The sequence below is a fragment of the Aeromicrobium sp. CF3.5 genome, from assembly GCF_051262695.1.
In the GTDB taxonomy this organism is placed as follows: Bacteria; Actinomycetota; Actinomycetes; order Propionibacteriales; family Nocardioidaceae; genus Aeromicrobium.
The window spans coordinates 29423-47491 of sequence record NZ_JBIMEZ010000011.1 but is presented as its reverse complement, the minus strand read 5'-3'; the positions used below and the strand labels follow the sequence as shown (position 1 = coordinate 47491).

Annotated in this window: 18 protein-coding genes and 1 tRNA gene; 8 read left to right on the top strand and 11 right to left on the bottom strand. The window is 67.5% G+C overall.

What is annotated here, in order from left to right:
- Position 1: 1 nt before the first annotated feature.
- The 3 genes from rpmF to mutM are packed head-to-tail and all read left to right on the top strand — an operon-like array spanning position 2 to position 1860.
- A complete protein-coding gene (gene rpmF, locus ACHAA3_RS15695) occupies positions 2 to 187 on the top strand; it encodes a 50S ribosomal protein L32 (RefSeq protein WP_435710011.1) in 186 nt (61 codons plus the stop codon).
- Between the two features lie 27 nt (positions 188 to 214).
- Positions 215 to 976 (top strand): ribonuclease III, encoded by a 762-nt coding sequence (rnc, locus tag ACHAA3_RS15690; protein ID WP_435710009.1) that lies wholly within the window; start codon positions 215 to 217, stop codon positions 974 to 976.
- Positions 977 to 978: 2 nt separating this feature from the next.
- Entirely contained in the window at positions 979 to 1860 is an 882-nt protein-coding gene (mutM, locus tag ACHAA3_RS15685; RefSeq protein WP_435710008.1) for a bifunctional DNA-formamidopyrimidine glycosylase/DNA-(apurinic or apyrimidinic site) lyase, read from the top strand.
- A 258-nt stretch (positions 1861 to 2118) separates the two neighbouring features.
- On the opposite strand, the gene ACHAA3_RS15680 is transcribed toward mutM, so the two are convergent.
- Entirely contained in the window at positions 2119 to 2922 is an 804-nt protein-coding gene (locus ACHAA3_RS15680) for an aminotransferase class IV family protein (protein WP_435710006.1), read from the bottom strand.
- 26 nt (positions 2923 to 2948) lie between these two features.
- Here ACHAA3_RS15680 and ACHAA3_RS15675 point away from each other — a divergent pair, with 26 nt between their 5' ends.
- Positions 2949 to 3326, top strand: a complete 378-nt coding sequence (locus ACHAA3_RS15675) for a MerR family transcriptional regulator (protein ID WP_435710005.1) — start codon at positions 2949 to 2951, stop codon at positions 3324 to 3326.
- Between the two features lie 506 nt (positions 3327 to 3832).
- Here the strand turns inward: ACHAA3_RS15675 and ACHAA3_RS15670 are convergent.
- Together ACHAA3_RS15670 and ACHAA3_RS15665 are read right to left on the bottom strand one after the other, a co-directional pair.
- Entirely contained in the window at positions 3833 to 4309 is a 477-nt protein-coding gene (locus tag ACHAA3_RS15670; protein WP_435710003.1) for a (2Fe-2S)-binding protein, read from the bottom strand.
- A gap of 29 nt (positions 4310 to 4338) precedes the next feature.
- Positions 4339 to 6681 carry a molybdopterin cofactor-binding domain-containing protein gene (locus tag ACHAA3_RS15665; protein ID WP_435710001.1) on the bottom strand — a complete coding sequence of 781 codons (2343 nt, stop codon included), beginning with the start codon at positions 6679 to 6681 and terminating at the stop codon, positions 4339 to 4341.
- 202 nt (positions 6682 to 6883) lie between these two features.
- On the opposite strand from ACHAA3_RS15665, the gene ACHAA3_RS15660 reads away from it, so the two are divergent.
- The 4 genes from ACHAA3_RS15660 (at position 6884) to ACHAA3_RS15645 (ending at position 10868) form a co-directional block, all read left to right on the top strand.
- On the top strand, positions 6884 to 8140 hold the full coding sequence (locus tag ACHAA3_RS15660; protein WP_435710000.1) for a deoxyguanosinetriphosphate triphosphohydrolase: 1257 nt from the start codon (positions 6884 to 6886) through the stop codon (positions 8138 to 8140).
- Positions 8141 to 8210: 70 nt separating this feature from the next.
- On the top strand, positions 8211 to 10145 hold the full coding sequence (gene dnaG / locus ACHAA3_RS15655; RefSeq protein ID WP_435709999.1) for a DNA primase: 1935 nt from the start codon (positions 8211 to 8213) through the stop codon (positions 10143 to 10145).
- Between the two features lie 75 nt (positions 10146 to 10220).
- On the top strand, positions 10221 to 10805 hold the full coding sequence (locus ACHAA3_RS15650) for a sigma factor (protein ID WP_435709998.1): 585 nt from the start codon (positions 10221 to 10223) through the stop codon (positions 10803 to 10805).
- Positions 10796 to 10868: transfer RNA gene (locus ACHAA3_RS15645), tRNA-Asn, on the top strand. The genes ACHAA3_RS15650 and ACHAA3_RS15645 overlap by 10 nt, the downstream gene beginning before the upstream one ends.
- A 114-nt stretch (positions 10869 to 10982) precedes the next feature.
- On the opposite strand, the gene ACHAA3_RS15640 is transcribed toward ACHAA3_RS15645, so the two are convergent.
- The 8 genes from ACHAA3_RS15640 to ACHAA3_RS15605 all read right to left on the bottom strand — a co-directional run bounded on the left by ACHAA3_RS15640 (position 10983) and on the right by ACHAA3_RS15605 (position 18068).
- Positions 10983 to 11387 carry a hypothetical protein gene (locus ACHAA3_RS15640; protein ID WP_435709997.1) on the bottom strand — a complete coding sequence of 135 codons (405 nt, stop codon included), beginning with the start codon at positions 11385 to 11387 and terminating at the stop codon, positions 10983 to 10985.
- A gap of 104 nt (positions 11388 to 11491) precedes the next feature.
- Positions 11492 to 11683 (bottom strand): type II toxin-antitoxin system HicA family toxin, encoded by a 192-nt coding sequence (locus ACHAA3_RS15635; protein WP_435709996.1) that lies wholly within the window; start codon positions 11681 to 11683, stop codon positions 11492 to 11494.
- Between the two features lie 59 nt (positions 11684 to 11742).
- Positions 11743 to 12384: a uracil phosphoribosyltransferase gene (gene upp / locus ACHAA3_RS15630; RefSeq protein ID WP_435710038.1), complete on the bottom strand. Its 642-nt coding sequence runs from the start codon at positions 12382 to 12384 to the stop codon at positions 11743 to 11745.
- Positions 12385 to 12435: 51 nt separating this feature from the next.
- Positions 12436 to 13878, bottom strand: a complete 1443-nt coding sequence (locus tag ACHAA3_RS15625) for a carboxyl transferase domain-containing protein (RefSeq protein ID WP_435709995.1) — start codon at positions 13876 to 13878, stop codon at positions 12436 to 12438.
- Complete coding sequence (locus ACHAA3_RS15620) at positions 13875 to 15056, bottom strand: CaiB/BaiF CoA transferase family protein (RefSeq protein WP_435709994.1); 1182 nt, start codon at positions 15054 to 15056, stop codon at positions 13875 to 13877. The genes ACHAA3_RS15625 and ACHAA3_RS15620 overlap by 4 nt, the downstream gene beginning before the upstream one ends.
- A 7-nt stretch (positions 15057 to 15063) precedes the next feature.
- Positions 15064 to 16170 (bottom strand): ring-opening amidohydrolase, encoded by a 1107-nt coding sequence (locus ACHAA3_RS15615; protein ID WP_435709993.1) that lies wholly within the window; start codon positions 16168 to 16170, stop codon positions 15064 to 15066.
- A gap of 45 nt (positions 16171 to 16215) precedes the next feature.
- Positions 16216 to 17151 (bottom strand): carbamate kinase, encoded by a 936-nt coding sequence (locus ACHAA3_RS15610; RefSeq protein WP_435709992.1) that lies wholly within the window; start codon positions 17149 to 17151, stop codon positions 16216 to 16218.
- A gap of 98 nt (positions 17152 to 17249) precedes the next feature.
- Positions 17250 to 18068: an SDR family oxidoreductase gene (locus ACHAA3_RS15605; RefSeq protein ID WP_435709991.1), complete on the bottom strand. Its 819-nt coding sequence runs from the start codon at positions 18066 to 18068 to the stop codon at positions 17250 to 17252.
- Position 18069: the final 1 nt, after the last annotated feature.

The following is an 18069-nucleotide window of genomic DNA, read 5'->3' as shown; positions in this document are numbered from 1 at the left end:
CATGGCCGTCCCGAAGCGGAAGATGTCGCGCAGCAACACGCGCCACCGCCGTTCGCAGTGGAAGACGACTGCGACCCAGATCGTCGACTGCGCCAACCCCTCCTGCGACTCCAAGGTGCGCCCGCACCACGCATGCACCGTCTGCGGCCAGTACGGCGCCCGCGGCGAGCGTCGTCAGGTTCTCTGAGCACCAGCTCGAACGAGACGGGTTGCGTTGAGCAGTGCACGGTCGGACGGTGATCGACCAGACAGTGATCGACCGGACCTCGACGAGCTGCGGCTCACGCTCGGTGTTCCTGATCTGGACACCGAGCGGCTCGAGCATGCCCTGACGCACCGCTCGTACGCGTACGAGAATGGCAACATCGCGCACAACGAGCGCTACGAGTTCCTCGGGGACTCGGTGCTGGGCCTCGTGGTCACCGACACGTTGTTCACCACACATCCAGACCTTCCCGAGGGGCAGCTCGCCAAGCTGCGAGCTGCGGTCGTGAGTGCCAAGGCATTGGCTGTGGTGGCCCGTGACCTCGAGCTCGGTCGATTCGTGCGCCTCGGCCGCGGCGAGGAGATCACAGGGGGTCGGAACAAGGCTTCGATCCTGTCCGACACCGTCGAGGCGGTCCTCGGAGCGATCTACGTCGAGTTCGGGATCGTGCGCTCGGCCGAGGTCATCCACGCGATCTTCGATCCCGTCATGGCCGACGCGGCTCGACTCGGCGCGGGACTGGACTGGAAGACGTCGCTGCAGGAGATCTGCGCCAACCACGACCTCGGAGTGCCGCACTACGTGCTGATCGGCACCGGCCCCGATCACGACAAGACCTTCACGGCCGTTGCACACGTGGGCGAGCGTGAGTTCGGTGGTGGCACCGGGCGGTCCAAGAAGGAGGCCGAGCAGATGGTCGCCGAGATCGCCTGGACCGTTCTGGACGCCGAGCTGCGTGGCGCCGGAGCACCTGATGCCACCACTGCCTGACCGTGCCTGAGCTTCCTGAGGTCGAGGTGGTCCGACGCGGTCTGGTCGACCATGCTGCGGGCCGCACCATCACGGGCGTCACCGTCCACGACGTGCGCTCGCTGCGCCGTCACGCTCCCGGTCCCGACGACTTCGTCGATCGCCTGGTCGGTCGGACCATCGCCGGTGCCGCCAGGCGGGGCAAGTACCTGTGGCTTCCGCTGGACGAGATCGGCCCGGGCGGCGACGCGGTGCTGTGTCACCTCGGCATGAGCGGGCAGTTCCGGGTCAGCGATCCCGCCGCCGAACCCACCCGGCACCAGCGCATCGTGCTCGACCTGGACGACGGACAGCAGCTGCGGTTTGCCGACCAGCGGATCTTCGGCGGCATGGCCGTCAGCGAGGACCTGCTCGATACTGGTGCTATCGACGGGGTGGGGGGCAGCGCGTTGCCCCGCGAGATCGCCCACATCGCCCGAGATCCGCTGGACCCGGCCTTCGATGCTGCAGCCTTCACGGCGCGCCTGCGACGGCGCGAGACCGGCATCAAGCGGGCGCTGCTGGACCAGTCGCTGATCTCCGGAGTCGGCAACATCTATGCCGACGAGTCGCTGTGGCGCACGCCGTTGCACTTCGCCCGCAACACCCGGCATCTGCGCACCCGCGAGATCGACGCCCTGCTGGGTCACGTCGTCGAGGTCATGGTCGAGGCGCTGGCTCAGGGCGGCACCTCCTTCGACGCCCTGTACGTCAACGTCAACGGCGCGAGCGGCTATTTTTCCCGGAGCCTAGACGTCTATGGGCGTGAGGGGCATCCGTGCAAGCGGTGCGGGAGTCCCATCGTGCGCGAACCTTTCATGAATCGCTCTAGTCATTTTTGTTCGATCTGCCAGCGAATACGGTAGCTGAGCAGCAGCGGTGAGCTGAATTGCGATCATGCTCGAGCCAGTCGTCGAGCAGCCGCTCACTCGGCCTGCTTTATATGGCGTCGGTCATCCGTCGGGGATGTCGCCGCGAACCGTCGTGACCGTCGGCCCGAGTCCCTCGGACGGATCGATCAGCCGCGCCCGGTAGCGAACCGCCGGCAGTGCCTGCACGTCAACCCGGGCGAGGGTGAGCTTCCCGCTGGGCAGTGACTCAGTGCGTTCTCGCGGATGGAACGTTCACACCGATTCCAGAGTTTCGTCGGCGTACGCCGCATGCAGAAGGCGTGTGAATTCGACGCCCTGGCTGAGGGGCGTGTCCCCGATCCGCGAGACGGGGACGCCGGGAGACCACGAGTTCATCACGACTGCCGCGAGGTGGTGATCCAGATCGGAGCGGTGGACGTCCCGGGTCTCCTGCGGGACCTCGAGGTACTCGAGGCGGCGCTTCAGGATCTGCATGGTGACGCCGGTGAGGATCTCGGCCTGGGGCCAGATCACCGTCTCCCCGTCCCAGAAGGCCAGATTCCAGATCGTCGCCTCGCTCAGTCGTCCGGATCGGTCGGTGAATGCAGCGTCGTCGAAGCCGTGCGCGTTCGCACGCCTCAGCAGGAGTGTCTTGGAGACCTCCCCGACGTGTTTGACGTGGGGGAGGTGCCTCTCGTGCTCGACGAGGTCGAGGGAAACGGGGCCGGGGGGCGGCTCGGCTGGATCGGTGACCTTGACGAGGACGGCGAGGTCGACCCCATCGCCTGCCGGAGCGAACTCGCCGGGTCGCGATGACACGAAGCAGGTCACGGACGCATCCGGTGGCGCGGCTGCGAGGGCGTTGCGCAGGTGGCCACGGATCTCCTGGTCGGTCAGGTGCCTGCCGTAGAGCTCATCGCTGGCGATGCGGAGGCGGTCGAGGTGCAGGTCCAGTCCGCGTACCCGGTGGTCCCTCATCTGCATGGCGGTGAAGTGGGCGAAGCCGGCGAACGCTAGCGGAGCGATGTCTGCCATGTCAGCCGATCTACCATTGAACTGAGTAATCGAAGTAGTCATGGAAGCGACCGTAGGAGCTGACACCAGTGGCAGAGGCAAGCCAAGTCACGATCGATCGTCCGTTGCGCATCGGTGACCTCGCCGCACTCACGTCCACGACGCCCCGGATGTTGCGGCACTATGAGAACCAGGGGTTGATCGCGGCCGAGCGGTCCCCGAGCGGACAGCGCCTGTTCGCCCCCGCGGTGATCGACCAGGTCCGATCGATCCGTCGTCTGCTGAAGGCGGGACTGCCCGTCGACGCCATCCGAGAGCTGCTCGACTGCATCCATGACACCGATCTGCTTGAGCCGTGCGCGGTGCCGCTGCTCGTCGAGCACCTCCACGCCTACGACGGACGTATCGCCGAGCTCACGACCACGAGAGACGCGCTGCAGGGGTTGATCGACGCCTCAAGCCAGTGAGCCCGACGAAGAGGTTCTGATGGTCGGCAACGGCCAGGGCTGCGACGTGCGTAGATCGGGCCGTCCCCAAGACTGCCGCGGCCGTCGTCCCCGTGAAAGCTCTGATGGCACGAGAAGATTGCCTGACCGTCCTGCGGCGGCTGGGCGATGACGAAGAGCACCTCGTTCACGGTGTCGACGCTGATCCGATCGAATTCGAAGGCCGGGAACTGTGGCCCGAGATAAGAGCGCAGACGGTCCTCGAGCTCGTGGGGCTCGGTTCCGCGAGGCACGCCCGGGGAGGAACTTCGCGATCTTCGAGATGGCGGCCTTGCTGCCCATGTCGAGGCCGCTTTTGGCCTCCAAGTAGGTCGTCTCGGCTTCGTCCCCGACATGTGATCACATGGTCGAGGATGCGTCGCCGAGCGTGCTCTCCGTCGGTCGCTCGGCAAGCTGGGACGCGTGCCCGAAGGGTGTCGCGCGTTGAACACCCTCGTCGATCCCGGCCAGACCACGCGCAAAGCGACTCACATGGATTCGGCGCCTTCCTTGATCGCGTCCCGGATGCGGTTGTAGGTACCGCAGCGGCAGATGTTGCGGATCGAGTCGAGGTCGTCGTCGTTGATGGCGCGGCCCTCGGCCTTCACCTTGTTGACCAGGGCGACCGCCGTCATGATCTGGCCGGGCTGGCAGTAGCCGCACTGCACGACGTCACGGGCGAGCCAGGCCTCCTGCATGGGGTGCAGGTCCTGTCCGACCGTGTCGGGCAGCCCTTCGATCGTGGTGATTTCGTCAGTGGGCAAGATGTCCTCGACCTGCACGGAGCAGGGATTGAAGGCCTTGCCATTGATGTGCGACGTGCAGGCCTTGCAGACGTTGATGCCGCACCCGTACTTGGGTCCGTTCACCTTCAGCACGTCGCGCAGCACCCACAGGAGGCGCACGTTCTTCTCGACGTCGACGGTCACACGTTCGCCGTTGACCTGGAATGAATACTTCGGCATGAGATCTCCTCGTGGTTCGGGTCAGCGGGTCAGAACGTGAAGTCGAGCGAGTTGGTCGGCGACTCGGGGACTGAAGGGATGAACGACTTCGGCTCGAAGGAGAGCGTGTCGTGGTTGATCGGGAATCGCGTGGGCACCGTGCCGGTGGCCCGGGCGTAGGCGCAGGCCGTGGCCGCCACCGTGGCGGGCACGCCGGCCTCGCCGGCGCCGCCGGGCACGTTGCCGTTGCTCGGCATCACGATGCACTCGAACTCCGGGGGAGTGTTCCACTGACGGGTGTAGAAGTAGTTGTCCCAACTCCCCTCGAGGAACGCTCCGTCCTCGAGGTGGTTGCTGCTGGTCAGCACGAGCGCGATGCCGTCGGCGACGCCGCCCATCATCTGGGCCTCGAGGCCACGCGGGTTGACGACCAGGCCGACGTCGACGGCGATGACGACCTTGGTCACGCGGGGCCCGGTGACGCCTTCGCGAATCGGCCGGTTGACCGTCTCGGGACGGGTGTCGATCTCGACCAGCACGGCGGTCGCGCCCTTGTACTCGGAGTGGATCGCGATGCCCTGGGCTGTCCCGGGCTCCATCGTGCGACCCCAGTTGCCCACCTCGGCGACCTTCTTGAGGGCCGCCTTGGCCTTCTTGGACTTCAGGGTCGACATGCGGAAGTCGTACGGGTCCTTGCGCAGCTCCTTGGCCAGACGATCGGTCATCAGCTCATTGGCGCAGGCGACGTCGGGGGAGTAGATGTTGCGCATGCTGCCGGTGTTGAACCGGGTGTCGACCTCGTTCAGCAGCTGGGTGACGACGCCGTAGTTGTACGGCAGCTCCTGGGTGAGCAGGAAGATCGACTGCGAGAACGGCAGGTTGCCGAGCCCGGCGGGCAGCTCGGCGGCCATCGAGGTGAGTCGCTCGCCCAGCCCGTGCGAGAAGTCGGTCTCGACGCTGGTGTGCCGCTGCTCGAAGGTGAGCACCTGGCCCAGCAGCGTCGTGGCGCGCACCCGCGAGGTGCAGGCGGGGTGCAGACGGCCCTGGCGGGGTTCGTCGACACGGTGCCACATCAGCTTGACCGGCTTGCCCATCGCCTGGGACACCTTGGCCGCCTCGAGCGCACCATCGTTGAACAGCTTGTGCCCGAAGGAACCGCCACTGGTCATCACGTTGACCGTCACATTGTTCTGGGCGAGGCCCAGGGCGTCGGCGATGTCCTTCTGCGCGACGATCGGCGACTTCAGCCCGGCCCACACGGTGGCCTTCTTGCCGCGCACGTCAGCGACGGCACAGTTGGGCTCGAGGGCAGCGCTGCTGCGGAACATGAACTCGAACTTCATGTCGAAGGTCTTGGCCAGCAGTGGAACCTTCGGCACGACCATCGGCAGCTCGGCGCTCTTGAGCTTGTCCATGATCGTCTGATCGGACTCGCCAGCGACTGGGCCGTCCTTCCAGGTCACGTCCATCGCGCGGATGGCGTCGATGCACTGTCCGAACGTGCGGGCTCGCACGGCGACACCGGTGTCGACCACGGCGATGTCCTCGACGCCGGGCATCGAGGAGATGGCTGCAGTGTTGTTGAGCTTGACCGGTGTGCCGTTCATCTGTGGCGCGCGGCACAGCATGGTCGGCAGCGCGTCGGGAATGTCGAGATCGGTCGTGAACTGCTTGCGTCCCGTGACGGCCTCGAGGGCGTCGATGCGGTTCTGCGGGGTTCCGACGATCGTGAGGTCCTTCTCGTCCTTGACCGTCACCTCGACTTCCTGGTCGGTGCTGCTGGCGGCCTCCTTGGACAGCTGGGCGAAGGTGAGCACCTCGCCGGCGAATCCGGTGATGACGCCGCCCTTGACGGTGAGATCAGAGACCTGACGGCCCAGGATGATGGAGGCGGCCTCCAGCAGGGCGCCGCGCGCGGTGGCGGCCGCGACCCGGATCGGGGTGAACATCGAGTTCATGGTGTTCGAGCCGCCGGTCAGCTGGTTGAACAACAGCTCGGGGCGCGCAGGGGCCAGGGACACCTCGACCTGGTCCAGCGGCATGTCGAGCTCGTCGGCGATGATCATGGCCGCGGCGGTGGTGATGCCCTGACCGACCTCGGCGCGCGGCATCTCGAATCGTGCCTTGCCGTCCTCGCCGATCTCGATCTTGATCAGGGTCGACGTCGGCAGCGCTGCCTGGGTCTGCAGATCCTCGAGGTCGTACAGCTCGGGAATCTGGGGGACCGAAGGGACAGCGGCCTCTGCAGTCTGCGGCCGGAAGGCGAAGTCTGCGCCGACGACCAGGGTGGTGCCCGCCATGACGTATCCGAGGAAGGTGCGACGCGTGTGGCCGCCGTCAGGTCCGTCGCCCTCGGCGTCGGTCGTGATCGGCTCGGTGGTGTCTGACGTCATCGCGAGATCTCTTTCGGTCGGGAGCAACTGATTCGGACCGGAAAGGGAACCTCCCGGCGTCGTGCGCCGAGATGTCGCGGCCCCCCGGCCCGCACTGTTCAACGATTCCACTGTTGCTCAGGTCACGCGACCGTGCCAGTTGAAATGTCACGGTCAGCGTGCGGGTCCGCGATCGCGGGCCGAAACGATAGTCTCGGATCCGATGAGTACCGAGCCCCGTTCCGAGTACGGAGCAGAAGCGCGTGAACGGTTCGTGGACGAGCCTCCCAAGCGGGCCGGTCGTACACCGTTCGAGCGTGATCGGGCCCGGGTCGTCCACTGCTCGGCGCTGCGACGGCTGTCGGCCAAGACGCAGGTCATGGGCGCGGGCACTGATGATTTTGTGCGCAACCGGCTCACCCACTCCCTCGAGGTGGCCCAGGTGGCCCGCGAGCTGGGCAAGTCGCTGGGTTGCGATCCAGACATCGTCGACTCCGCTGCGCTGGCGCACGATCTCGGGCATCCTCCGTTCGGTCACAACGGGGAGACTGCGCTGGATGCCGCAGCGTCCGACATCGGCGGCTTCGAGGGCAACGCGCAGACGTTGCGGCTGCTCAGCCGGCTGGAGGCCAAGGCCTTCGACGCCTCGGGGAAGAGCGTGGGGCTCAACCTGACCCGCGCCACGCTCTCGGCCTGCGTCAAGTACCCCTGGGCTCGCGGTGAGGCCCCCGGCGGCAGTGCAGGCGGCCAGGGGGTCAAGTTCGGCGCCTACGCCGACGACCACGACGTCTTCGCCTGGCTGCGAGACGCGGCGCCAGCGTGGCGCCGACCGATCGAGGCGCAGGTCATGGACCTGTCCGACGACATCGCGTACTCGGTGCACGACGTCGAGGACGGCGTCGTGGGCGGCTTCTTCACGCTCGACCCGGCGACCCTCGACACCACGTCGGTGTTCGAGGTCGGCCGCGACTGGTACGACCCCGACGCCACCTCGTCGCGTCTGGACTCGGCGCTCGATCGCCTGCAGGCCCTGCAGGAGTGGCCGACCGGGGCCGTCGGGGGCGGACGATCGGCGCGGGCCGAGCTCAAGAGCCTGACCAGCGCCCTGATCGGACGCTTCGCGACCGCAGCCCAGAGCGCCACGGTGCAGCAGTGGGGGACCGGCCCCTTGGTGCGCTACGAGGCCGACCTGGAGGTCCCCACCGACACCCGCGACGAGATCACCGTGCTCAAGGCACTGGCGGCGCACTACGTGATGCGCACCCACCAGCGGGCCACCGTGCAGGACCGGCAGCGTGAGCTGCTGACGGCTCTCGTCACGGTGCTCGGGTCGAGCGAGGGGCGCGATCTCGAGTCGGACTTCGCCGACGACTTCGCAGCAGCCGACGATGACGCGGCCCGCCGGCGTGTGATCATCGACCAGGTCGCCAGCCTCACCGATGTATCTGCTCATTCCTGGGCCTTGAGGCTGCTGGGCTGAGCGTCCCGTCACCACGGTCGCGACGCCCGGCCCCGAGAGGCCCGTCGGCAGGCGGACGTAGGATCGCGTCATGGCGGGACGCATCAAGGCCGAGGACATCGCGCTGGTGCGCGAGCGATCCCGGATCGACGAGATCGTCGAGCAGTACGTCACCCTGCGCAATGCTGGCGGCGGGTCGCGCAAGGGCCTGTGCCCCTTCCACGACGAGAAGTCGCCCTCGTTCAACGTCCGGCCCTCGGTGGGCTCGTACCACTGCTTCGGCTGCGGAGCCGGCGGCGACGTCTATCGCTTCCTGATGGAGATCGAGGGCCTGAGCTTCGTCGAGGCCGTGGAACGGCTGGCGTCCAAGTACGGCATCGTCCTGAAGTACGAAGAGGGAGTGGCGCCGTCCGGTCCGCGCAAGGACCCCCAGCAGCGGCAGCGACTGCTCGAGGCACACCGGTGGGCAGGCGAGTTCTATGCGGCGCACCTCAGCACGGCCGCCGATGCGCAGCCCGGTCGCCAGTTCGTGACCGATCGCGGCTTCGACCAGGCCGCCGCAGAACGCTTCGGCATGGGCTTCTCTCCGCGCTCGGGGGAGGCACTTGCAGCCCATCTCAGGGGCAAGGGATTCACCGACGACGAGCTGGTCACAGGTGGGCTGTGCGCCCGCGGCAACCACGGCCTGTACGACCGGTTCCGTGGACGGCTGATGTGGCCCATCCGCGAGATGACCGGCGAGATCATCGGCTTCGGGGCGCGTCGCATGCTCGACGACGATCGCATCGATGCCAAGTACCTCAACACCTCCGAGACCCCGCTCTACAACAAGAGCAAGGTGCTGTACGGCATCGACCTCGCCCGGCGCTCGATCTCCGGTGCGAGCCAGGCGGTCATCGTCGAGGGCTACACCGACGTCATGGCCTGTCACGAGGCAGGCGTCACCACGGCGGTCGCCACCTGCGGCACGGCCTTCGGCGAGGACCACGCCCGCATCATGCGCCGGCTGATGCTGGACCACGACGCCTTCCGGGGTGAGGTCATCTTCACCTTCGACGGCGACGAGGCCGGTCGTCGTGCAGCCCTCAAGACCTACAGTGGCGACCAGCAGTTCGTCTCGCAGACCTACGTCGCGGTCGAGCCGCGCGGCATGGATCCGTGCGATCTGCGCCTGGCCGATGGCGACGCTGCGGTGCGCGACCTGATCGGGTCACGCATCCCGCTGTACCGATTCGTCCTGGACAACATGCTCGCCAGCTACGACCTCGACCGCGCCGACCAGCGCATCGATGCCGTCCGTGAGGCCGTGACCCTCACCCGATCCATCCGTGATCGATCCAAGATCGAGCAGCTGCTGCGCGAGATCGCAGGACGTGTGGGCATCGACCCCGAGACGGTGCGCGCGGCGCACCGAAGTCTCGCCTCGGCGCCGGCCCCGTCCAGGTCCGAGGTGGCCAGGCCCGAGGTGGCCAGACCCGAGCACGCCCGCGCCGACTCCTCACAGGCCGAGACGGCGAAGCCCGCCGCGGGGCCGCCCATCACCCAGGGGTTCGGGGCGCCGCAGTTCGCCGATGAGCGTGAAGCGTTCAAGGTCATCGTGCAGCACCCCGAGCTGGCACGTGAGCATCGCGACGATCTCGACATCGACGACTTCACGCACCCGGCGTCCCAGGCGCTGTGGCAGCACCTCGGCTCCACGCGCTGGCCCGAGAAGCCCGATCCCGGCTGGCTGCCGACCGTGGCAGAACGCATCGAGGACGGCGCTCTTCGCCAGGTCCTGGAGATCGCCGCGGTCGAGCCGATGCGTGCCGGTGGGCGCAATGCGGAGGCCGTGGTGTCATCGGTGCTGGCGAGGTTGCAGGTGCTGACGCTCACTCGTCGGGTCGCAGAGGTCAAGTCCAAGCTGCAGCGCACCAATCCAATCGACCAGGTCGACATCTACAACCGCATGTTCGGCGAGCTGATCGCGCTGGAGCAGCAGCTCCGCCAGACGCGCGACCGATCGCTGGGCATCGTCCCCAGCTGACCGGAGCCGACTCGTCCGTCCACAGGCGCGTGCCGGTGGGTGTCGGCCGCACGCGATGAGCCCTTGTCTGGAGGCATGGACGCCTCCGTACGCCGCCTGCTCGAGCAGACTCCGCTCGATGCCGAGCAGGAACACCGACTCGCCCGCCGGATGCGGGACGGTGATGTCGAGGCGCGCGCTGCCCTCGTGATGTCGGGCATGCGGGCCGTGGTCCAACGGGCCCTCATGTTCGGTCTGCGAGGAGATGACCTGCGCGACGGCGTCCAGGCCGGTGCGGTGGGTCTCATCCAGGCGGTGGATCGCTTCGATCCGGACCAGGGAGCCCGTCTGGCCACCTATGCCTGGTCGTGGATCGGCGGTGCGATGCGGACGCCGCCGCGGGTCGACGTTCCGCTGCCGGCGCAGGACGGCGTGGCAGCAACGAGAGACGAGAGCTGGACCTGGATCGAAGGTCTCGACCCGCCAGCCAGTGAGGTGCTGCGCCTGCGCCACGGTGTCGGCGGAGCGGCGCCCATGTCGCGCCGGCAGGTGGCCGAGCACGTCGGTCTTTCACCGGGACGTGTCCGGGCCGTCGAGACCGAGGCGATGCGACAGCTGCGGGTCCAACTTGGTAGCATCAGTGGTCGTGCTTGGCCCTCGTGCGAAGCCGATCCCCCATAGCTCAATTGGCAGAGCATTCGACTGTTAATCGAAGGGTTCTTGGTTCAAGTCCAAGTGGGGGAGCAAAGGCCCTCCGCGTGAGGGCCTTCTGCATGTCAGGGCGCTGACCAGGACCGAGATTGGGTCGGCGACTACGTCGGTCAAGCTCCTGATCGAATTGTCGGCTGGACCTGACCGCTAGGCCTTCGAGATGGAGCGACGCCCGCGTGCGACCTTCGACATCGCTCCGGATCGGCCAGAGGTAACCGACCGGACCGTCACTCTTGTGCGGCCACTCGCTTTCGACGACGACGTACCGCCCTGAGGAGCAGGTTTCGCACCAATGATCTGCGCCACCCGCTGATGTGAAACGCCGAGGATGACGCCGATGTCACGCAACGAGTAACCCTCGTCCGAGCTGAGTGATCGAGCAATCAGAGCGACTGCATCTGAAGCCCTTCTTGCCAGGCGCTCTGACTCCTCGCGATCAAGCTCTGCGGCAGCGATGGCGAGTGACAAGGCTTCGTCAAGCTCAGGAACCAGCTCGACCTCGATTGACTCCTCGGGTACGTCCTCGAGCAAAGCGACGGCGTCGCGGACCATGGCCGGCACCTGGTCGAGCCGGCGCGCCTGGGTGAATGCGCCGTCGATCTCGGGGACCTCGACAGCCCACCAGCCCTGTGATCGGGTGGCGTGTGCAGTGACCTTCACTCGATGGCTCCGATCTGCTTCAGGATCTTCCTGACGGTGACTTCGGGAATCTCGTTGTGGCGGGCAACGACGGTGCGCCTGCCGCCGACGATGAAGCGGGTGTGGTTGCTTCCTTCGGTCTCGACCACTTCGAGGCCGTTGTCCTTCGCGAACTGGCGGAGCTGCTTGATGAGATCCTTGCGCTTCATGAGATTAGTCAAGGCCACTAGACAATTCAAGTCAAGGGGCCTAGACAGATCAGTACATATCAGGGTGCGATGCCGTAGAGCCGGTCGCCGGCATCGCCCAGACCTGGCACGATCCACCCGACGTCGTTGAGTCCGTCGTCGAGGCCGGCGACGACCAAGGACACGGGGACGTCGAGCGTCGCGATCCCGGCCTGGACCCGTTCGATGCCCTCAGGCACCGCGAGCAGGCAGATGGCGGTGATCTGCTCGGCGCCGCGCGTCGCCAAGAACTCGATGGCGGCCGTCAGCGTTCCACCGGTGGCCACCATGGGGTCGAGAATGAAGCACTGCCGGCCCAACAACGACTCGGGAAGTCGCTCGGCATACGTGGCGGCCACCAAGGTCGTCTCGTTGCGAGCCATGCCGAGGAAGCCGACCTCGGCCGTCGGCAGGAGGCGTTGCATGCCCTCGAGCATGCCGAGGCCTGCCCGCAGGATCGGCACGACGAGCGGCCGAGGAGACGTCAGCCTGACTCCGGTGGTCGTGGTGACCGGAGTCGTCACCTCGACCGCCTCGACCCGGACGTCACGAGTCGCCTCGAAGGTGAGCAGCGTGACGAGCTCGTCGGTCAGGCGCCGAAAGGTCGGCGAGTCGGTCCGTGTGTCGCGCAGCGTGGTCAGCTTGTGCGCGATCAAGGGATGATTCGCGACGTGGATCTGCATCGTGGACATGGGTCGGCTCGCTTCGCGGGAGGAGGGTGGGGTCCGGTCCACTCAGGGCGAGCGGGTGGAGATCAGGTCGCGCAGCTGGTGACCGATGGCGGCGGCTAGCGCCGTCGAGAAGCCTTCGGGATCCTCGATCGCCGAGGGCGTCTCGGGGACCACCTGGTGCACCGAGCCGGACTGCAGGAGCTCGCGTGAGCCAACCTTCTGACTCTCGGCCATCACCTCGGCGTGGTCGGTGTCGCCGTAGACGATGGCGCTGGCGCCCTCGGGAGGGAGGGGCGACAGCCAGGCGTGCTCGGCCGCGATGACGCGGTGCGCGGGCACGAGCGCGAGGGCTCCGCCGCCGCAACCCTGGCCGAGCAGCACCGAGACCGTGGGGACCTTCATGGTGGCCATGGTGGCCAGGCACCGGGCGATCTCCCCGGCGATCGACTTCTCCTCGGCTGCTGGTGCGATGTCAGCACCCGGGGTGTCGATGAACGACACGAGCGGCAGCCCGAGCTCGTTGGCCAGTCGCATGCCGCGGCGTGCCTCGCGAAGAGCCGCAGGGCCCATCGGGGCTGCCGGTGTCTGCCGTCGCCGATCCTGACCGACCACGACGCAGGGTTGTCCGTCGAGCCGGGTCAGGGCGATCAGCATCGCGCTGTCGCGTTCACCTTCGTCCGTGCCGTGCAGGCGAACGGTGTCCTCGCCGCCGTGACGCAGGATCTCGCGCACCCCCGGGCGGGCTGGTTCTCGAGTCAGCAGGATCGACTGCCACGTCGAGATGCTCGGGTCCGTGTCGCCGGTGCGCGGGGTCAAGGATCCGGGCTTGGCGGGGTCGACGAGCAGGCTGAGGGCTCGATCGACGACGACGGCGAGGTCCTCGGTCGACACGACGGCGTCGATGATGCCCTTGTTCGCGAGGTTCTCGGCCACCTGCACGCCCGGTGGAAAGGCGCGATCGTTGAGCAGCTCGTACACCTTGGGGCCGAGGAAGCCGATCAGCGCTCCGGGCTCGGCGACCGTGATGTGCCCCAGCGATCCCCAGGACGCGAAGACCCCTCCGGTCGTGGGATGACGCAGATGCACGAGGTAGGGCAGCCCCGTGGCCCGGTGGTCCATGATGGCGCGGGAGATCTCGACCATGCGCAGGAACGCGGGAGTTCCCTCCTGCATGCGGGTGCCGCCTGACGAGGTCGTCGCCAAGATGGGCAGCCCCTCGGCCGTCGCGCGCCGGATCGCCGAGGTGATCCGGTCGGCGGCCGCGACACCGATCGAACCGCCGAGGAACCGGAACTCGTTGGCGATGATCGCCACCGGGCGTCCGCGCATCAGTCCGCGTCCGGTGAGCACGGACTCGTCGAAGCCGGACCGGGTGGCGGCGGCCTCGAGCTCACGGCGGTAGGGCTCGGGATGGTGCGAGATGTCGATCGACGTGTCCCAGGACTCGAACGAGTCAGCATCCAGGACGATCGCGATCAGCTCGCGTACCGACGGGCGCGCCGTCATGGCGTCTCGTCGAGCCAGGCCCGGATCGACTCGTCGTGCTGGCCGAGCGTGGGAGGTGCGATGTTGTGCACCCGTGATCCGGCGTGGGCGTTGTCGTCGAAGCGCAGCACCGGCCCCGGCAGGGTCAGGCGCCCCTGGGTGGCGTGGTCGACCTCGATCACCAGTCCCTGCGATCTGACCTGCTCCCACTCGTAGACCTCGTCGATGGTGCGCACCTTGCCTGCCGGTGTGCCGATCTCCTCGAGCCTTGCCAGCCAGTGCTCGGCGGGCTGGGTCGCGAACACCGCCTCGATCAGCTCGATCAGGGCTTCCTTGTTGGTGACGCGCAGACCGTTGGTGGCGAACTGTGGCTCGCTCGGGTCGATGGCGACCAGGGGTGCGAAGGAGCGCCACAGCGATTCGGAGCCGCACGACAGCTGGATCGGGGAGGTGGCGGTGTGGAACAGCCCGTACGGGGCGATCGAGGGGTGCTGGTTGCCGGAGGGCCCGGGCACCTGGTGGCCCACGGTCCAGCGCGTTCCCTGGAAGGCGTGGATGCCGACGACTCCGGCGATCAGCGAGGTCCGCACGACACGACCGCGGCCCGTGCGCTCCCGCTCGAACAGGGCGGCCACGACTCCGTAGGCGCCGTTCATGCCCGCCAGGAGGTCGGCGATCGGGACGCCGACCTTGGTGGGTTCGTCCGGGCTGGACCCGGTGACGCTCATCAATCCGGCCTCGCCCTGGGCGATCTGGTCATATCCCGACCGGGCGGCCTCCGGGCCGTCGTGGCCGAATCCGGTGATGGACAGGACGACGAGGCGTGGATTGAGCTCGTGCAGTCGCTCGGTGCTGAAGCCGAGCCGATCGAGCACGCCGACCCGGAAGTTCTCCATCAGGACGTCGGCACGCTGGATCAACCGGGTCAGGACGTCCTTGTCCTCGGCGTCCTTGAGATTCAGGACGATCGATTCCTTGTTGCGGTTGGCCGACATGAAGTACGTCGACTCGCGTTCGTCCTCCGAGCCGACGAACGGCGGACCCCATCCCCGGCTGTCATCGCCGGTGGTGCTCTCGATCTTGATGACGCGTGCCCCGAGGTCGCCCAGCATCATCCCCGCGTGGGGGCCTGCCAGGGCTCGAGTCAGGTCCAGAGCGAGGATGCCGTCCAGGGGGCCGCCGGTCGTCGATTCGGTCATGACTCGATCAGCTCAGGTCGACGATCGCAGCGACCGGCCCGCCGCCGTCGGGGCCCTGGTGGGCCGCCGACACCGAGACGAACACGGCCGGGTCGCCGGTGACCGAAGCGGTCACGCCGCCGACGCAGGACTTGATCTGACGGTGCCAGTGCACGTCGGAGTCGTCGAGCATCGCGTTGCGACGACCACGGACGACTCCGTCCTGGCTGACCTCGCACTTGAGGAACACGTTGACCAGTTTGTCGTTCAGGTCGCTGGTGCGCGGACGGTCCGGCAGGTCCAGGCCGGCATCGGCGATGGACTCCCAGATGCCCTCGGTGTCGAGCGCATCCTTCATGACCGAGTGCCCGACGCGGTAGTTGCCGCCGACGCCGCGCGCGTTGCCGACCACGACGATCTGGGCCCGGTCGAGCTCGACGCCCGAGGAGCACGAGGCCACCGCGGAGTAGAGGTCGCGCCGGTGCATGACGTCCTCATCGGTCGGCATCTCGATCTCGCCGAGGGCGACGGCGATGCCGAGCGCCGTGGTGCCGTTGGACAGGTCCATCGACTCGTGGGTGTGCTCGGTCCAGACGGTCTTGCCGCGGCTCTTGGCGTCCTGGATCGTGTTGATCGTCAGCAGCGGCGTCTTGGTCTGCACGTAGTGGACGTCGGCGGTATCGGTGATGCCGGCCTTGGCCATGGCGTCCTTGACGGCGGCGGCGACCTTCTCGACCATCGCCACGCGACCGATGTCCTCGGGCAGGAGCACGTCGCTCATCGCGAAGCCGACCGTCAGGCGTGGCTCGTCGGTCTGCGTGGTCTTGTCCTCGGGCAGGGTCGCGAAGATCGTCGCGTGCGGGCTGATGACACCATCGGTGCCGCCGGACCAGACCACGGGGATCTGGTGGACCTCGTCATCGGAGCGGGTGCCCTTGTCCATCAGCACCTCGCGGAAGGCGCGGTCGGCGATGATGCGCGTGTAGTCGTTCACGCCGCCGTTGCCCTCGGTCTTGCCGATGATGGCGATGACACGGTCGGCCTCCATGACGCCGTCGTCGATCAGCTTGGCGAGCTCGCTCGCATCGGCGACGGAGTGGATCGGGACCTTGCGGACTTCAATAGCTGGGAGCACGGGATGCTTCCTTCCTGGTGGGTGGACGGTTCTGTTGAGTCTGGATCAGTCGGGCATGACGCGCGTGCCCACGCGGCCGTCGATGGCGGCGCTGATGCGGGGGAGTGAGGTGATGATGCCGGTGCCGTGGCCGGACTCGGCAAAACGAGTGACGGCCTCGACCTTGGGTCCCATCGAACCGGCTGCGAAGCCCTGCTCCTCGGCGATGGCGCGCATCTGGGTCACGGTCACCTGCCCGATGGCGGCGGCCTGCGGAGTTCCCCAGTCGGTGATGGCGGAGTCGACGTCGGTGGCGATCACGAGCAGATCGGCCTCGATCTGCCGGGCGATCAGGGAAGCGGTCAGATCCTTGTCGATGACCGCTTCGATGCCTGCATACCCGTGCGTGGGGGTGCGCACCGTGGGAATCCCGCCTCCGCCAGAACAGACCACGACGTAGCCGGCTGCGATCAAGGTGTCCGCGGCGGGGCTGTCCAGGCACTCCACAGGCTCTGGTGAGGCGACGATGCGGCGCCAACCACGACCGGCGACCTCGACGTACTGCTGGCCGTGCTCGATCATCACGCGAGCCTCGTCGTCGGACAGATATCGACCGACCGGCTTGGTGGGTTCGGTGAAGCCGGGATCATCGGCGGACACGAGGGTCCGGGACACGAGGGTCGCCGTGCGCTGGTCGAGCCCTCGGGCCGCGAACGCGTCGTCCAGCGCATTCATCAGCAGCATGCCGATCGTGGCCTGGGTCTGCGCTCCACACCAGTCGAGGGAGACTGGCGGAACCTGGGCTGCGGCGAGCTCGTTCTTGACCAGCAGGTTGCCGACCTGGGGGCCGTTGCCGTGCGTGAGGAGCACGTCGTGGCCAGCCGCGACCAGATCCGCGATCGGGATGGCGGCCTGCACGATGGCGGCGTGCTGGTCCTCGGGTCGCGCCTGACCATCAGCCGAGGTCATGGCGTTTCCGCCCAGGGCGATCACGATGCGCATACCTGAAATCTAGGCCAGATGTGTGGTGTGGCGCACGATCAAGATTGGCCACGGAACACGCGGTAGTTCGGCAGAAGTTGCCAAGCGTGCGGTGTCGGTCAGAGCTCGCGCCGCAAGGTGGCCTCGACGGTCGTCGGCTGCCGTCCCAGCAGAGCGGTCAGTGGAACGGCGCCGCAGAGCAGTCCGTGGCGGTCGTAGTAGTCGAACATCGATGACAACCAGGACACCTGGCGGTCATCGAGCCTGTCGTCCCCGGTCGCGGTGCGTTGAGCTGCCGACCATGCGGCAGGATCGATCCGTTCGGCCGGCACGGGGGTGCCCAGGATCGCCTCCGCGACTCGAGCGAGGTCGCCGATCGTGGTGCGCTCGGTCCCGCCGAGCTCGTACGTGGCGCCGTGGTGGGCACCGCCCCCGTGCCCATCGGCCACGACGATCGTGGCTGCGGCTTCGGCGACGTCGAGCAGATCGACGAAGGAGAACGGCTGTGTCGTGGAGTAGGGGACGCGAAGTGCCGGTGGCGCAGCGCTGAGCGCGGGCACGACGTTCTGGAGGTAGCAGCTGGGTTGCAGCAGGGTCCAGGACAGTGAGGACCGGCGAACCAGGTCCTCGCTCACCGCCTTGCCCAGGTGGTGCGGCATGGACGGTGCGTGCGGCGACACGACCGAGTGGTAGACGATGCGCGACGTGCCGGCGCGGGCCGCTGCGTCGAGGATGCCCGCGACGAACGCCGGTTCGTCCGGATGCAGGTTGGGGGCGATCAGATAGACCGCCTCGCAACCGCGCAGAGCGCTGACGGGATCACGCAGCTCGGCGCGCCCGATCGGACGCGCCGATGCACCCCGCCGATGGAGTGCATCGGTGACGGCGCGCCCGGTCTTGCCGCGCGCGCCGACCACGGCGATGGTGGCGGGGCTCATC

What these genes read in the sequence shown, in the direction of transcription:
- ACHAA3_RS15620 (WP_435709994.1), bottom strand. Translation starts at nt 15,056, where the DNA reads ATGACCGAATCGACGACCGGCGGCCCCCTGGACGGCATCCTCGCTCTG.
- ACHAA3_RS15650 (WP_435709998.1), top strand. Translation starts at nt 10,221, where the DNA reads ATGGACGCCTCCGTACGCCGCCTGCTCGAGCAGACTCCGCTCGATGCC.
- ACHAA3_RS15680 (WP_435710006.1), bottom strand. Translation starts at nt 2,922, where the DNA reads ATGACTACTTCGATTACTCAGTTCAATGGTAGATCGGCTGACATGGCA.
- ACHAA3_RS15605 (WP_435709991.1), bottom strand. Translation starts at nt 18,068, where the DNA reads ATGAGCCCCGCCACCATCGCCGTGGTCGGCGCGCGCGGCAAGACCGGG.
- ACHAA3_RS15635 (WP_435709996.1), bottom strand. Translation starts at nt 11,683, where the DNA reads ATGAAGCGCAAGGATCTCATCAAGCAGCTCCGCCAGTTCGCGAAGGAC.
- ACHAA3_RS15625 (WP_435709995.1), bottom strand. Translation starts at nt 13,878, where the DNA reads ATGACGGCGCGCCCGTCGGTACGCGAGCTGATCGCGATCGTCCTGGAT.
- ACHAA3_RS15670 (WP_435710003.1), bottom strand. Translation starts at nt 4,309, where the DNA reads ATGCCGAAGTATTCATTCCAGGTCAACGGCGAACGTGTGACCGTCGAC.
- ACHAA3_RS15610 (WP_435709992.1), bottom strand. Translation starts at nt 17,151, where the DNA reads ATGCGCATCGTGATCGCCCTGGGCGGAAACGCCATGACCTCGGCTGAT.
- ACHAA3_RS15665 (WP_435710001.1), bottom strand. Translation starts at nt 6,681, where the DNA reads ATGACGTCAGACACCACCGAGCCGATCACGACCGACGCCGAGGGCGAC.
- upp (WP_435710038.1), bottom strand. Translation starts at nt 12,384, where the DNA reads ATGCAGATCCACGTCGCGAATCATCCCTTGATCGCGCACAAGCTGACC.
- ACHAA3_RS15660 (WP_435710000.1), top strand. Translation starts at nt 6,884, where the DNA reads ATGAGTACCGAGCCCCGTTCCGAGTACGGAGCAGAAGCGCGTGAACGG.
- rpmF (WP_435710011.1), top strand. Translation starts at nt 2, where the DNA reads ATGGCCGTCCCGAAGCGGAAGATGTCGCGCAGCAACACGCGCCACCGC.
- dnaG (WP_435709999.1), top strand. Translation starts at nt 8,211, where the DNA reads ATGGCGGGACGCATCAAGGCCGAGGACATCGCGCTGGTGCGCGAGCGA.
- ACHAA3_RS15640 (WP_435709997.1), bottom strand. Translation starts at nt 11,387, where the DNA reads ATGGTCCGCGACGCCGTCGCTTTGCTCGAGGACGTACCCGAGGAGTCA.